Annotated in this window: 14 protein-coding genes; 6 read left to right on the plus strand and 8 right to left on the minus strand. The window is 63.8% G+C overall.

Annotated features, from left to right (window positions below; genetic code table 11):
• Positions 1 to 3: 3 nt before the first annotated feature.
• Entirely contained in the window at positions 4 to 1,269 is a 1,266-nt protein-coding gene (locus tag CHB96_RS09045; RefSeq protein WP_245865377.1) for a cytochrome P450, read from the minus strand.
• 127 nt (positions 1,270 to 1,396) lie between these two features.
• Between CHB96_RS09045 and CHB96_RS09050 the strand changes: the two genes are divergently transcribed.
• Both CHB96_RS09050 and CHB96_RS09055 read left to right on the plus strand, forming a co-directional pair.
• Positions 1,397 to 2,521: a steroid 3-ketoacyl-CoA thiolase gene (locus CHB96_RS09050; RefSeq protein WP_089245227.1), complete on the plus strand. Its 1,125-nt coding sequence runs from the start codon at positions 1,397 to 1,399 to the stop codon at positions 2,519 to 2,521.
• Between the two features lie 128 nt (positions 2,522 to 2,649).
• Positions 2,650 to 3,069, plus strand: coding sequence for a helix-turn-helix domain-containing protein (locus tag CHB96_RS09055; RefSeq protein ID WP_089245229.1), 420 nt, complete (start codon positions 2,650 to 2,652; stop codon positions 3,067 to 3,069).
• An 8-nt stretch (positions 3,070 to 3,077) separates the two neighbouring features.
• On the opposite strand, the gene CHB96_RS09060 is transcribed toward CHB96_RS09055, so the two are convergent.
• Positions 3,078 to 3,356 carry a DUF2277 domain-containing protein gene (locus CHB96_RS09060; RefSeq protein ID WP_089245491.1) on the minus strand — a complete coding sequence of 93 codons (279 nt, stop codon included), beginning with the start codon at positions 3,354 to 3,356 and terminating at the stop codon, positions 3,078 to 3,080.
• A 21-nt stretch (positions 3,357 to 3,377) separates the two neighbouring features.
• On the minus strand, positions 3,378 to 3,941 hold the full coding sequence (locus CHB96_RS09065; RefSeq protein ID WP_089245231.1) for a TetR/AcrR family transcriptional regulator: 564 nt from the start codon (positions 3,939 to 3,941) through the stop codon (positions 3,378 to 3,380).
• 88 nt (positions 3,942 to 4,029) lie between these two features.
• On the opposite strand from CHB96_RS09065, the gene CHB96_RS09070 reads away from it, so the two are divergent.
• Positions 4,030 to 5,436, plus strand: a complete 1,407-nt coding sequence (locus CHB96_RS09070) for a cytochrome P450 (RefSeq protein WP_217899936.1) — start codon at positions 4,030 to 4,032, stop codon at positions 5,434 to 5,436.
• On the opposite strand, the gene dinB is transcribed toward CHB96_RS09070, so the two are convergent.
• Complete coding sequence (gene dinB, locus CHB96_RS09075; protein WP_089245235.1) at positions 5,422 to 6,645, minus strand: DNA polymerase IV; 1,224 nt, start codon at positions 6,643 to 6,645, stop codon at positions 5,422 to 5,424. The two genes, CHB96_RS09070 and dinB, sit on opposite strands and share 15 nt — an antisense overlap.
• Positions 6,646 to 6,790: 145 nt before the next feature.
• On the opposite strand from dinB, the gene CHB96_RS09080 reads away from it, so the two are divergent.
• On the plus strand, positions 6,791 to 8,320 hold the full coding sequence (locus CHB96_RS09080) for a FadD3 family acyl-CoA ligase (RefSeq protein ID WP_176444218.1): 1,530 nt from the start codon (positions 6,791 to 6,793) through the stop codon (positions 8,318 to 8,320).
• Positions 8,321 to 8,383: 63 nt separating this feature from the next.
• Here CHB96_RS09080 and hsaB read toward each other — a convergent pair whose 3' ends face one another.
• Genes hsaB through hsaA form a run of 4 tightly spaced genes read right to left on the minus strand, consistent with a single transcriptional unit; the run spans position 8,384 to position 11,874 of the window.
• Positions 8,384 to 8,968, minus strand: a complete 585-nt coding sequence (gene hsaB / locus CHB96_RS09085) for a 3-hydroxy-9,10-secoandrosta-1,3,5(10)-triene-9,17-dione monooxygenase reductase subunit (protein ID WP_371828996.1) — start codon at positions 8,966 to 8,968, stop codon at positions 8,384 to 8,386.
• Positions 8,932 to 9,834, minus strand: a complete 903-nt coding sequence (hsaC, locus tag CHB96_RS09090) for an iron-dependent extradiol dioxygenase HsaC (protein WP_089245241.1) — start codon at positions 9,832 to 9,834, stop codon at positions 8,932 to 8,934. The genes hsaB and hsaC overlap by 37 nt, the downstream gene beginning before the upstream one ends.
• Before the next feature lies 1 nt (position 9,835).
• Positions 9,836 to 10,714, minus strand: a complete 879-nt coding sequence (hsaD, locus tag CHB96_RS09095; RefSeq protein ID WP_089245243.1) for a 4,5:9,10-diseco-3-hydroxy-5,9,17-trioxoandrosta-1(10),2-diene-4-oate hydrolase — start codon at positions 10,712 to 10,714, stop codon at positions 9,836 to 9,838.
• Positions 10,711 to 11,874, minus strand: a complete 1,164-nt coding sequence (gene hsaA / locus CHB96_RS09100) for a 3-hydroxy-9,10-secoandrosta-1,3,5(10)-triene-9,17-dione monooxygenase oxygenase subunit (RefSeq protein ID WP_089245245.1) — start codon at positions 11,872 to 11,874, stop codon at positions 10,711 to 10,713. Before hsaA ends, hsaD begins: the two co-directional genes overlap by 4 nt.
• A 162-nt stretch (positions 11,875 to 12,036) precedes the next feature.
• Between hsaA and CHB96_RS09105 the strand changes: the two genes are divergently transcribed.
• Together CHB96_RS09105 and CHB96_RS09110 are read left to right on the plus strand one after the other, a co-directional pair.
• Complete coding sequence (locus CHB96_RS09105) at positions 12,037 to 13,167, plus strand: 3-ketosteroid-9-alpha-monooxygenase, oxygenase component (RefSeq protein ID WP_089245247.1); 1,131 nt, start codon at positions 12,037 to 12,039, stop codon at positions 13,165 to 13,167.
• Entirely contained in the window at positions 13,164 to 13,487 is a 324-nt protein-coding gene (locus CHB96_RS09110) for a hypothetical protein (RefSeq protein ID WP_089245249.1), read from the plus strand. The genes CHB96_RS09105 and CHB96_RS09110 overlap by 4 nt, the downstream gene beginning before the upstream one ends.
• Position 13,488 lies beyond the last annotated feature (1 nt).

Below are 13,488 nucleotides of genomic sequence, written 5' to 3' on the forward strand. Positions count from 1 at the left end.
GCGCTAGTGCCTGACGGGACAACCACCCGTGTAATCGACGCGAAACTCCTTGACCCCGTTGAGCCATCCGGACCGCAGACGCCTCGGGTCGGCGACCTTCGTGATGTCCGGGATGTTGTCGGCGATGGCGTCGAACATCAGGCCGATCTCCATGCGCGCCAGGTTGGCGCCGATGCAGTAGTGCGCGCCGTGGCCACCGAACCCGACGTGCGGGTTGGGGTTTCGGGTGATGTCGAACCGGTGCGGATCGTCGAACACGTCCTCGTCGAAGTTGGCCGATCCGTAGAACATCGCGACACGTTGGCCTGCTTTGATCGTCGTCCCGCTGAGCTCGAAATCTTCGAGAGCCGTGCGCTGGAATGCGGTGATCGGGCTTGCGTAGCGGACGATTTCGTCTGCCGTGGTGGCTGGACGCTCCTTCTTGTACAGCTCCCATTGGTCCGGGTTCGCCATGAACGCGGCCATGCCGTGCGTGATCGCGTTGCGGGTCGTCTCGTTGCCTGCGACCGCGAGGATGATGACGAAGAACCCGAACTCCTCGGGGGCCATGTGATCGCCGTCGATGTCGGCGTTGATGAGCGTGGTGATGATGTCGTCCTTCGGACATTTCCGCCGCTCGTCGGCCATCTGATAGGCGTAGCTCAAAATCTGGGTCGACGCCTCGACCGGGTCGATGTCGAAATCCGGGTCGTCGTACGACGTCATCTCGTTGGACCAATCGAAGATTTTCTTCCGGTCCTCCTGCGGAATTCCGATCAGGTCGGCGATCGCCTGCAACGGCAGTTCCGACGCGATTTCGGTGACGAAGTCGCCGTTCGGGTTCTTCGCCGCGTTCTTGACGATGATGTCTGCCCGGCGTTCGAGTTCGGCACGCAGTCCGTTGATCGCCTTCGGCGTGAATCCCTTCGACACGAGTTTGCGCGTCTTGGTGTGTTGCGGCGCATCCTGATTCAGCATCACGAACCGTTGCAGCTCGATCTGCTCGCGTGTGATGTCGTCGTTGAAACGGGGTAGCGCGGTGTTCTCTCGACTCGAGAATATGTCGCTGCGTTTCGAGATCTCCTTGACGTCAGCATGCTTGGTGACGACCCAGTAGCCGTCGTCGTGAAATCCGCCGACTGTCGGAGCTTGTGGGCACCACCAGATGGGCGCCGTCTTCCGCAGCTCGGCGAATTCCTTCACCGGTATGTGGCTTTCGTAGATTCCGGGATCGGTGGGGTCGAAACCCTCCGGAAGATCGGGACGCGTGAGGTCCGGTCGTACTGTCACTGGCTCTCCTGACATCTGCAACACGTTCTAGGTTTATTCAAACACAGGGATCGATTCGGCGGAAGAATACGTTCCATTCAGATAGAGAACGTGTTCTACTTTTGAGAAAGAACAGGGAGGAAACGCCGTGGGTGAACCAGTCATCGTCGAGGCCGTCCGCACACCGATCGGCAAGAGAGGCGGGTGGCTGTCGGGCCTCCACGCCGCCGAACTGCTCGGATTCGCGCAGCGCGGCGCACTTGACAGGCTGGGTATCGACACCGTCCAGCAAGTCGTCGGCGGCTGCGTCACGCAGGCAGGCGAGCAGTCGAACAACGTCACCCGCACCGCGTGGCTGCACGCAGGCCTCCCCTGGCAGACCGGATGCACGACGGTCGACGCCCAATGCGGTTCCGCACAGCAGGCGACGCACCTCGTCGCGGGATTGATCGCTACCGGCGCGATCGAGACCGGCATGGCGTGCGGCGTGGAGTCGATGAGCCGAGTTCCGTTGGGCGCCAACGTAGGTGACAACGCTGGTCCACGACGGCCCGAGTCATGGGACATCGATCTGCCCAATCAATTCGAGGCCGCCGAACGCATTGCTCGACGCCGTGGCCTCGCTCGCGCCGATCTCGACGCGCTCGGTGTGCGTTCGCAAGCGTTCGCGAAACGCGCGTGGGACGAGGGTCGATTCGATCGCGAGGTGCTGCCGGTACGCGTCGGCGACGACACCGTCACGCGAGATCAAGGCCTACGCGAGACGACAGCCGATTCGCTGGCAGGCTTGAAACCGGTGATGCAGGACGGCCTACACACGGCAGGCACGTCGTCGCAGATTTCCGACGGGGCGGCGGCGCTGATCCTGATGGACGCCTCGCGAGCGGCGGAGCTGGGCCTGACGCCGCGCGCTCGGATCGTCACACAATGCCTGGTCGGAGCCGAAACCGAGTTCCATCTCGACGGGCCGGTTCAGGCCACCGCACGCGTTCTGGAACAGAGCGGGATGAAGATCGGCGATCTCGATCTGTTCGAGGTGAACGAGGCTTTCGCGTCGGTTCCCCTGTCGTGGGCGTCGGTGCATGGCCCGGACATGGACAAGGTGAACGTCAATGGCGGCGCACTTGCGTTGGGCCATCCTGTCGGAAGTACGGGGGCGCGGCTTCTCACCACCGCCTTGCACGAATTGGAGCGGCGCGACGGCTCGACGGCACTGATCACGATGTGCGCCGGCGGCGCGTTGTCGACCGGAACGATCATCGAACGAGTGTGAAAAGCGACCGAAAAGTACGTTCCGATAGCAGTTTTCGTCTCTGCACAGCGGTTATTCACCGGCTATCATCGAGGGTGCCGCATGCACCACGCATGCGGCCATGACGGTAGGTCGAAAGAAGAATTCCGATGTCCGCAGATTTCGCGGCCAGACTGAACACGCTCTTCAACACGGTGCATCCGCCAGGTCGTAAACCACATACCAACGCCGAGGTCGCCGACGCATTGGCCGACGGTGGTCACCAGATCTCCAAGCCGTACATCTCGCAGCTACGCTCCGGGCAACGCACCAACCCGTCGGACGACACCGTCGCCGCGCTCGCCCGGTTCTTCAAGGTCAAATCCGACTATTTCTTCAACGACATCTATGCCATGAAGGTCGACAACGATCTCGACCTCATCACGCAGATACAGGGGTACGGGCTGCGTCGGCTGTCGTCGCGCGCGTTCGACCTGTCCGAGGACTCTCAGAACCTACTGAGCTCGGTGGCCGAGAAGCTCCGCGTCAGCGAGGGTCTGCCCGAAGTCCCACCGGACAGCACTCGCTGACTGCGACGCTAGCTGCTCGCGGCCTTGGCTGCGATCCGCGCCTGCACCTCGGGACGACGCAGAGGCGGGAGCGTGGGTGGCGGCTGGCGTCGCTCGGGAAGCGCGTCGAGCAGCCGATGAGTCGTCGCGGTCACTTCGGCGACGGCCTTCTCGAATGCGTCGCGCGTCGCGTCGGACGTCTTTTGCACGCCGCTGATCTTGCGGACATACTGACGCGCCGCGGCCTCGATCTCGTCGTCCGTCGCATGCGGTTCCAGCCCACGCAGTGTGGTGATGTTTCGGCACATGCCCGCCACGATAGCCCTGCTCTAGCTCCCCAGCAGCCCTTCGAGCGCACGCATGCACAGCGCTTTGACGTCGTCCTCGGAGATGGTCTTGCGGTCGATCCAATCGATACACACGGCGCGGACGAACGACACCCATCCCCGCAGCGCTGCCTTGGTGACCTCGTTCCGCATGTCCGCGGGGAGCGCGGCGAGAATGCGTTCCTGTTGCGCCTCGAACTCGGCCGTCAGGATCGACTGAATCTCGTTGTCGCCCAGCATCGATCCACGATTGACCGCCCTGACACCGTGTTCGTGTTCGACGGCGTATCGGATGTAGGCGTCGAGTCCGGCCGCGACCTGTTCGACGACCGGCAGGGCTGTGTCCGGCGCCGTGATGTCGAGGATGCGCGAGGATTCGACGCGAATGATCTCGGTGAAGAAGTCCCGCTTCGACGGGAAGTAGTGGTACATCAGGCCACGTGAGACGCCCGCGAGGTCTGCGACTTCCTCGATCCACACGTCGTCGTACGGCCGGTCGGCGAAGAGCCGCGACCCGATGTCGAGCAGTTGCGTTCTCCGCTCGGCGGGAGACAGACGTTTCCTCATGGCGCCCCGAATGCTACTTGACACCGGTTCAGTAGCGAGTACGTTCGTTGTTGTATCCGAGTTCAGTAACGAGCGAGAGGTACTGCCCATGTCCACCGACGTCGCATTCCGCGCATCGGCACTCCCCCATCCACCCAAGCGCGTGCCGGTCATCGGCGACGTCCTCGGTGCGCATGTGTCCACTCCCGTGCAGGATTCGATGGCTCTCGCCAAGTCGCTCGGGCCGATCTTCGAACGGGTGGTCCTGGGCCGGCGGTTCGTCATCGTGTCCGGCGCCGACCTGGTCGAGGATCTGTGCGACGAGAACCGATTCGTCAAACACGTCGCACCCGCGGTGGAGGGCCTGCGCTCCATCGGCGGCGACGCGCTGTTCACCGCGTACTCGCACGAACCGAACTGGCAGAAGGCACACGACCTCCTGCGTCCGGCCTTCGCGCAGAGCGCCATGCGCAGCTACCACGACATCATGGTCGACGTCGCCTCCGACCTGTCGCGGCGCTGGCGCGAGCACACCAGGGTCGACGTCTCGTCCGACATGACGAAGCTGACGCTCGACACCATCGGCCGCACCGGCTTCAGCTACACGTTCGACTCGTTCACCCGCGACGAGCGACATCCTTTCGTCGATGCGATGGTGCGCACCCTGACCCACAATCAGCGACGCGAAGTGCTGCAGCTACCGATCGTCAGCGACGTGTGGTTTCGTCGGCGCGATCGGCAGAACGAGAAGGACAAGCAGTACATGGCCGATCTGCTCGACGACATCATCCGGAAGCGGAGAGACAGCGGCATCTCCTCGGACCGGCCCGATCTGCTCGACATCATGCTCGACGCAGCCCGCGACGCCGACAATCCCAATGCGTTGGACGAGGTCAACATCCGGCAGCAGATCGTCACGTTCCTCATCGCCGGACACGAAACCACCTCCGGCGCTCTGTCTTTCGCGCTCTACTACCTGTCCCGGCATCCCGAGATCTTCGCCGCAGCTCGTGCCGAGGTGGACGAAGTGTGGGGCCGCACCGTGTCAGGCAACGACGCGCCGGCGTTCGAGCAGGTTCCAAAACTGCGGCTGGTCAGGCGCATCCTCGACGAAACGCTCCGCCTGTGGCCGACGGCTCCCGCGTTCGCACGAGAAGCGCGTCGGGACACCGTGATCGGCGGTACGTACCCGATGCAGAAAGGCGATTGGGCTCTCGTCCTGATTCCCGGTCTCCACCGCGACCCGGTGTGGGGCGACGATCCGGAGCGGTTCGATCCGGATCGCTTCCTGTCCGCCGGTGTCCGGTCACGGCCGGGGCATGTCTACAAACCATTCGGGACCGGTGAGCGCGCGTGCATCGGCCGGCAGTTCGCCATTCACGAAGCCGTACTCGTTCTGGGAACGATCTTGCAGCAGTTCGACATTCGTGCCGATCCCGACTATCGCCTGAAGATCGAAGAACGCCTGACGCTGATGCCGAAGGACTTCGAACTGACTATCTCAGTCCGGCAGTAGCGGAACGGATATCCCTGTATTTCGACCCAGCAGCACTCCTCTCGTCAGGGCCTTCTTTCCGAATTTGTTGTGTACGCCGTCGAGGGCCACGTCCAGCGCCGAGGCGCTGGGTGCGTCCTGCGCCTTGTCGAACTGCAACTCCAACTGCTCGGCCCCACTGCGCTCGATGTTCGACACCGTGACGCCGACGAGAGTGATCCCGCGCTCGGCGATGAGGGTCACCGCGTCGCGCAGCAAGGTCAACGCCGCGTCCTCGATGTCGCGGGTGTCGGCCGTCGCTCGTGGGAGCGTGTGCGAGCGGGTGACGCGAGTGAAGTCGGCGAACCGCAGCCGCAGCACCACGGTGCGCCCGGTTCGATCCGCCGCCCGCATGCGCTGCGTCACGCGGTCGATCAACGCGATGAGCGACGCTTCCACGTCCTGCGGGGACGTCGGACCGCGCCCCAACGCATGCTGCGCACCGATGGAACCGCGTCCGCGGTAGGTCTTGACCTGACGTGGATCCCGATTGTTGGCGAGCGCATGCAGGTGACGACCGGCGCCCCTGCCGAGAATCGACACGATCGACGCCTCGCTGTGCGCGGCGATGTCCCCGATGGTGGTGATGTCGAATGCATGCAGCTTCTCCGCGGTGACCTTGCCGACGCCCCACAGTCGCTCGATCTTCAACGGATGCAGGAACTCGAGCTCCTTGCCGGGCTCGACGAGCAGCAATCCGTTGGGCTTGCCGACGGCACTGGCGACCTTCGCGAGGAACTTGGTGCACGCGATGCCGACGGTGATCGGTAGCCCGACCTGCTCACGGACGTCTCTGCGCAGCCGCTCGGCGATCTGCACCGGCGTACCTGCGATCTTGCCGAGCCCACCGACCTCGAGAAATGCCTCGTCGACCGAGATGCCTTCCACCAGCGGCGTCGTTTCCCTGAAGATGTCGAACACTGCCCTGCTGGCGTCGATGTACGCGTCCATGCGAGGTGGCACGACGATGGCGTGTGGACACAGCGCGCGTGCCTGACCTCCACTCATCGGTGTCCGCACCCCGTACGCCTTGGCCTCGTAGCTGGCGGCGAGCACGACTCCCCCGCCGACCAGCACCGGCTTGCCACGCAACCGGGGATCGTCCCGCTGCTCGACCGACGCGTAGAACGAATCGAGGTCGGCATGCATGATGCTGGCCTGCGGTAGTTCGTCGAAGTCGGGCACGAACATATGTTCGCACGACCCACCGACAAGTTCGAGCCCCGCAAAGACACCCCCGAGCGCCTACCTCGCCGGTACCATTCACCAAGCATTTGCTTGCCGCACGCACCGGGGGGACACAGTGGAGGCAGACACAGTGGAGGCAGGGGACACAGTGAGTATCGAAATGCACACCAGCCCGGCCGCGCTACGCCGCGCCGTCGAGCAGTTCGGCGACCTCGACGCAGTAGTGGACGACGACGTCCGATGGACTTTTCGCGATCTCCATCGACAGGTCGCGATCGTCGCCCGAGCCCTCGTCGCGCGTGGCGTCGCGGCTGGGGACCGCGTCGCGATCTGGGCGCCCAACACACACCACTGGGTCGCGTCGGCGCTGGCTGTTCACTATGCGGGCGCCATCGTCGTTCCGATCAACACCCGTTACAAGGCCACCGAGGCACACGACATCCTGACACGTAGCCGAGCCGTCGCATTGTTCGTGGCGGGGGAATTCCTCGGCGTCGACAGATTCGCCGAACTGAAAGCCGTCGGACTTCCCGTCGGCTTGCTGACCGTCATCCGGCTGGGCGGGCAGGTTCCACAGAACGACACCGCCATTCCGTGGTCGGATCTGCGGTTCCTCGGGGCAGCAGCGACCGAGGACGCCGTCGAGACGCGGGCGGACGGTGTCGGCGCGGACGACGTCTCGGACATCCTGTTCACATCGGGGACGACGGGCCGAAGCAAGGGCGTTCTCAGTGCGCATCGGCAGCTCATCGGCGTCGCACGGGCGTGGGCCGACTGCGCGACGCTGAACTCCGACGACCGTTATCTCGTCATCAACCCGTTCTTCCACAGTTTCGGGTACAAGGCCGGGATGGTCGCGGCGCTTCTCACGGGCGCCTGCATCGTGCCGCACTCGGTGTACGACGCCGAGACAGCGATGGGGATCGTCGAACGCGAACGCATCACGGTCCTCCCCGGCGCGCCGACGATCTTCTCGACCATCCTCGATCACCCGTCGCGGCCTCGCCACGACCTGTCGACGCTCCGAGTCGCCGTGACCGGAGCCGCCGTCGTCCCCGTCGCGCTCGTCGAACGCATGCAGAACGACCTGAAGCTCGACGTCGTCCTCACCGCGTACGGACTCACCGAAGCCGTCGTGGCAACGATGTGCCGCCCAGGCGACGACGCGCGGACCGTCGCGACGACATCCGGTCGCGCGACGGCCGACATGGAGGTGAAGATCGCGTCGTCGGGCGAGATTCTTCTCCGTGGTCCGAACGTCATGCTCGGCTACCTCGACGACCATGCAGCCACATCGGAAGCGATCGACGACGACGGGTGGCTGCACACCGGCGACATCGGAATCCTCGACGGCCGTGGGTATCTCACGATCACCGATCGCCTCAAGGACATGTACATCGCTGGTGGTTTCAACGTGTATCCGGCGGAGATCGAGCAGTCCTTGGCGAGGCTGCCGGGCGTCGCGGAGTCCGCTGTGGTCGGAATCCCCGACGATCGGCTCGGCGAGGTCGGTCACGCGTTCGTCGTGCCGCGAGAGGGATCGACGCTGACGGCGGACGACGTCGTCGCCTACTGCCGGGAACAGATGGCGAACTTCAAGGTCCCGAGAGTCGTCACGTTCCGAGAGTCGTTGCCGCGCAATGCCAGCGGGAAGGTTCTCAAGACCGAATTGCGCTGACGCACCCGTGCGTGCGTAGTTGGTCCAGGTTGTCACTACGCACGCACAGGCGCCGAAGGCGCACTACAACCAAGTATCCGCCGAGGTCGAGGTCAGGAACGCCTCGAGGTCGTCGCGCCACGGGGCCGGGACGGTCTTGTCGGGCTCGATGCCGGTGTATTGACCCCGGTAGAACAGGAGCGGACGCTCGCCGGTGATCTCACCGAGCGAATGGACCCTCCCGATGACGACGACGTGGTCACCGCCGTCGTGGACCTTCTCTACGGTGCAGTCGACGTGCGCAAGAGCGCCCGCCAGAACCGGGGAGCCCAGATCCGATGGTCGCCAGTCGATTCCGGCGAACTTGTCGGCCTCACGCGAACCGAACCGAGCACACGCCCTCTGCTGCTCCTCGCCCAACACGTTGACGGCAAAGAATCCCGTCTTCTCGATCGCCGCCCACGACCTGGATCCCTTTGCTGGACAGAACAGTACGAGCGGCGGATCGAGCGACAGCGCCGCGAACGACTGACACGCGAACCCCACAGGTCCACCGTCCACAGTGGTCGTCACGACCGTGATCCCCGTACAGAACTGTCCGAGAACAGTTCTGAAGACACGGGGATCGAGGGTCACTGCTTCGATCCCACCGTGAAATCGTGGCCCCACAGGCTGACCGCGGTACTCTCCCGCGCAACCCATTTCTCGTCCTCGACCTGTCTACCCTCACAACCGAATTCGACGTCGAATCCACCGGGAGTCTTCATGTAGAACGACAGCATCAAATCGTTGACGTGCCTGCCCAGCGTCGCCGACATCGGCACCTTGCGGCGCAGCGCACGATCCAGCGCGAGGCCGACGTCGTCGGAATTCTCGACCTCGATCATCAGATGCACGATCCCACTCGGCGTCGGCATCGGCAGGAACGCCAAGCTGTGATGACGCGGATTGCACCCGAAGAACCGCAGCCACGCGGGCGGACCGTCGGCCGGTCTACCCATCATCTGCGGCGGCAGCCGCATCGAATCACGCAGCTTGAATCCCAGAACGTCGCGGTAGAAACGCAGCGACGCCTCGTCGTCGTCGGTCGACAACACGACGTGACCGAGACCCTGCTCCCCGGTGACGAACCGGTGGCCGTACGGGCTGACGACACGTCGATGTTCCAGTGCCGCACCGTGAAAAGCCTCGAGCGTGTTGCCCGACGGATCCTCGAACACGATCAGCTCGTCGACGCGGCGGTCCTGCACCTGCTCGGCGGTACCTTCCTTGTACGGGACACCCGCACCGTCCAACGCATCTCGAATCTGCTGCAGCTCAGCCGCGTTCGCAGTCTCCCACCCCGACACGAGCAGTCGGTCCTCGTCCCCCGGCACGATGACGAGCCGAGCCGGAAAGTCGTCCATACGGAGGTACAGCGCTCCTGGCGTGACGCCCTTGCCCTCCACCATGCCGAGCACCTTCAGCCCGTACTCCCGCCACGCCTCCATGTCAGTGGCTTCGACGCGCATGTACGCAAGCGAACGGATTCCCATGTCAGCTCCCCTCGGTCAGGAAAGCGGTTGTCAGAGAGTTGAACTCGTCTGCCTTCTCCACCTGAGCCCAGTGGCCGCACTGGCCGAACACGTGCAGCTGCGCCCGCGGGATGGTCTTGAGCGCCACCAACGCGCCGTCGATCGGATTGACCCGGTCCTCACGGCCCCAGATCAGCAACACCCGCTGACGAAGCTTGTACGCCTCACGCCACAGCATGCCCTTCTCGTAATCCGCCCCGGCGAACGACTTTCCCATCGCCCGCATGGCCGCGATCGACTCCGGCGTCGACGCCTGCTCGTACCGTTGCTCCAGGAGTTCGTCCGTGATCAGAGACTGGTCGAACACCATGACCTTCAGGAACGCAGCGAGCTTGTCCTTCGACGGGCCCGGTGGCGCAGCGAAGTTCCCGAGATTCTTCACTCCCTCCGTCGGATCGGGCGCGAACAGGTTGATGCTCAACCCTCCGGGACCCATGAGCACCAACCTGCCCGCCCTCTTCGGATAGTCGAGCGCGAACCGAACGGCAGTGCCGCCGCCCAGCGAATTACCCAGCAGGTGAACACGATCGATCCCCAGGTGGTCCAGCAGATCCTTCAGCGCGGAGCTGCTGTGCACGAAGTACTGGGGATGTTCGGTCGGCTTGTCGGACTTGCCGAAACCCGGTTGGTCGACACACAACACGTGAAACCGCTGCGCCAGAACCGGAATGTTCGCCGCGAAATTGGACCATCCCGACGCGCCCGGCCCGCCACCGTGCAGCAGCACAATCGTCGTGTCGTTCCCGATTCCCGCTTCGTGATAGTGCATCGTGAGGTCGTCGCGCACCCGAGCGAATTTCGACGTCGAGTCGTACGTGATCTCCTGCGCCACAGCGGTCATACCATCGTGTCCTTCAACGGGAGGCCGAATTCTCCGCCCCCGAACATCTGATATGCCCGCTCGGGATCGTTCGCCGCGTGCACGCGTCCGGCATGCGCGTCGCGCCAGAAGCGTTGCAGCGGAGCGGAGTTCTGCAACGCCGTCGCCCCTGCGCTCTCGAACAGTAGATCGATCGACGCGACGGACCGTCCCGTCGCACGGACTTGATCGCGTCGGGCACGCAGTCGCAGTTCGATCGGTACTTCCTTGCCTGCTTTCAGCAGCGCATATTCGTCGGCGACGTTGCCCGAGAGCTGACGCCATGCGGCGTCGATATCGCTGCTCGCCTCGGCGATACGCACTTTGGCGAACGGGTCGTCCTTTCCGGTCTCGCCGACGAACGCCTTGCGCACCCGCTTGCCTTGATGCTCGACGTGCGCAGCGTACGCACCCTCGGCCATCCCGACGATCGGCGCCGAGATGGTCGTCGGATGGATTGTGCCCCAGGGCATTCGGTACACCGGTGCCGTATTTCGTTCGAGCCCCTCGGCGGTGCCCTCGTTCATCTTCTTGAAGCTCAGAACCCGGTGCGCAGGCACGAACCTGTCCTCGACGACGACGGTATTACTGCCGGTACCGCGCAGGCCGACGACATTCCAGACGTCGTCGATCCTGTAATCCTCGCGCGGCACGAGGAACGTCACGAAATCGACCGGGCGGCCGTCCTTGATGACCGGACCACCGAGCATCGCCCACGTCGCGTGATCACAACCGGAGGACCACTGCCACGCGCCCGACAGGCGGTATCCGCCGTCGCCGACGGTGCCCGCACCCATCGGCGCGTACGACGACGAGATCCTGACGTCCGTGTCCTGCCCCCAGACATCCTCCTGCGCCTGTTGCGAGAACAGCGCGAGGTGCCAGTTGTGCACACCGATGATCGAGCCGACCCATCCCGTCGAACCGCATGCGCTCGCGATCTTCTTGACCGCCGAATAGAACAGGACCGGATCCTCCTCGTACCCACCCCACTGCGCAGGCTGCAGCAACCGGAAGAAGCCGAGCTCCTGGAGCGACTTGACCGTCTCGTCGGGGAGCCGCCTGAGATCCTCGGTCTCCTGTGCGCGCTCGCGCAAGACCGGGAGTAGGGCATCGAGCGCGCCCAAAACCTCGTGAGTCATAACCTCGTGAGTCACCTGTGCCGCCTTCCGTGGATTCCCGTAAAGACTAGAACACGTTACCGCTCACTGTCGAGAACCCGTTCCACCGCTCTTACTAGCGCATTCCTACCCAATTCTATAACGTGTTCTACTGGGTGCGACGATCAGAACGAAGGGGTGCACATGGCCAAGATCCGTGAAATCGACGTCGGCGAGACACCGACCCGGTACGCCCGCGGCTGGCACTGCCTCGGACTGACCACGACCTTCTCCGACGGTGAACCACACGCGGTACACGCGTTCGGAACCAAGCTCGTGGTGTTCGCCGACGCGTCGGGCAAGATCGTGGTTCTCGACGGATATTGCCGCCACATGGGCGGCGACCTCACCCAGGGAACCGTCAAAGGCGACGCCATCGCCTGCCCGTTCCACGACTGGCGTTGGGGCGCCGACGGCAAGTGCACCGACATTCCCTATGCCCGACGGGTACCTCCGCTTGCCAGGACTCGCACGTGGACGACGCTCGAGCAGAACGGGCAGTTGTTCGTCTGGAACGACGCCGAGGGAAATCCGCCGCCCGAGGATGTGACGATCCCCCGCATCGACGGGGCGTACAGCGACGACTGGACCGAGTGGACGTGGAACTCGATGGTCATCGAGGGCGCGAACTGCCGCGAGATCATCGACAACGTCGTCGACATGGCCCATTTCTTCTACATTCACTACGCGTTCCCGACGTACTTCAAGAACGTCTTCGAGGGGCATATCGCGTCGCAGTACCTCAACACCAAGGGTCGCCCCGATATCGGCATGGCGTCGCAGTACGGGGGCGACACGCTTCTGAAATCCGAGGCGTCGTACTTCGGGCCGTCGTACATGATCAATCCGCTGATCAACATCTACGGCGGGTACGAGGTGAACAGCGTTCTGATCAACTGCCACTACCCGATCGATCAGAACTCGTTCGTGCTGCAATGGGGAATCACCGTCAAGAAACCCGAAGGAATCGACGACGCCACGGCGACCAAGCTTGCGGAGAAGTTCACCGAGGGAATCAGCGTCGGATTTCTGCAGGACGTCGAGATCTGGAAGAACAAGACCAAGATCGACAACCCGCTGCTGTGTGAGGAGGACGGACCGGTGTACCAGCTGCGGCGCTGGTACGACCAGTTCTACGTCGACGTCGCCGACGTCACCGACACGATGACCGGGCGGTTCGAGTTCGAGGTCGACACGACGAAGGCCAACGAGGCCTGGCAGCACGAGGTGGAGGAGAACCTCGCGCGCCAGGCGGCGGAGAAAGCAGATGCATGAACACGTGGGCCAAAGCTCCTGATTTCGTGAACGATCCGGCTCGGGTGCAGGAGATACGCGCCCAGACGGTCCGCGACAGGGAGCGCTACCTCGACGCGGGCCTCTCACCCGTGGAATGTCGCGCGTGCGGGACGTGTGTTCTGGTGCGCAAGAACAGCTTCAAGCAGACGTCGGTCCAGTGGACGTCCCCGCCGTCCGAGACGTGCCCGGTGTTCCGCGACGCAGGCGACTCGGCGACGCGCGACTCGTGCCCGCGGATGCAGGATTCGATCGATCATGCGGTATTGGAGGGACTAGTCCATGTGCATGGAAATACATAGC

The organism is Rhodococcoides kyotonense (genome assembly GCF_900188125.1).
GTDB lineage: Bacteria > Actinomycetota > Actinomycetes > Mycobacteriales > Mycobacteriaceae > Rhodococcoides > Rhodococcoides kyotonense.

Coding starts and splice junctions, on each gene's coding strand:
- CHB96_RS09055 (WP_089245229.1), top strand. CDS start 2,650: ATGTCCGCAGATTTCGCGGCCAGACTGAACACGCTCTTCAACACGGTG.
- CHB96_RS09060 (WP_089245491.1), bottom strand. CDS start 3,356: ATGTGCCGAAACATCACCACACTGCGTGGGCTGGAACCGCATGCGACG.
- CHB96_RS09065 (WP_089245231.1), bottom strand. CDS start 3,941: ATGAGGAAACGTCTGTCTCCCGCCGAGCGGAGAACGCAACTGCTCGAC.
- CHB96_RS09070 (WP_217899936.1), top strand. CDS start 4,030: ATGTCCACCGACGTCGCATTCCGCGCATCGGCACTCCCCCATCCACCC.
- dinB (WP_089245235.1), bottom strand. CDS start 6,645: ATGTTCGTGCCCGACTTCGACGAACTACCGCAGGCCAGCATCATGCAT.
- hsaC (WP_089245241.1), bottom strand. CDS start 9,834: ATGGGAATCCGTTCGCTTGCGTACATGCGCGTCGAAGCCACTGACATG.
- hsaD (WP_089245243.1), bottom strand. CDS start 10,714: ATGACCGCTGTGGCGCAGGAGATCACGTACGACTCGACGTCGAAATTC.
- hsaA (WP_089245245.1), bottom strand. CDS start 11,874: ATGACTCACGAGGTTTTGGGCGCGCTCGATGCCCTACTCCCGGTCTTG.
- CHB96_RS09105 (WP_089245247.1), top strand. CDS start 12,037: ATGGCCAAGATCCGTGAAATCGACGTCGGCGAGACACCGACCCGGTAC.
- CHB96_RS09110 (WP_089245249.1), top strand. CDS start 13,164: ATGAACACGTGGGCCAAAGCTCCTGATTTCGTGAACGATCCGGCTCGG.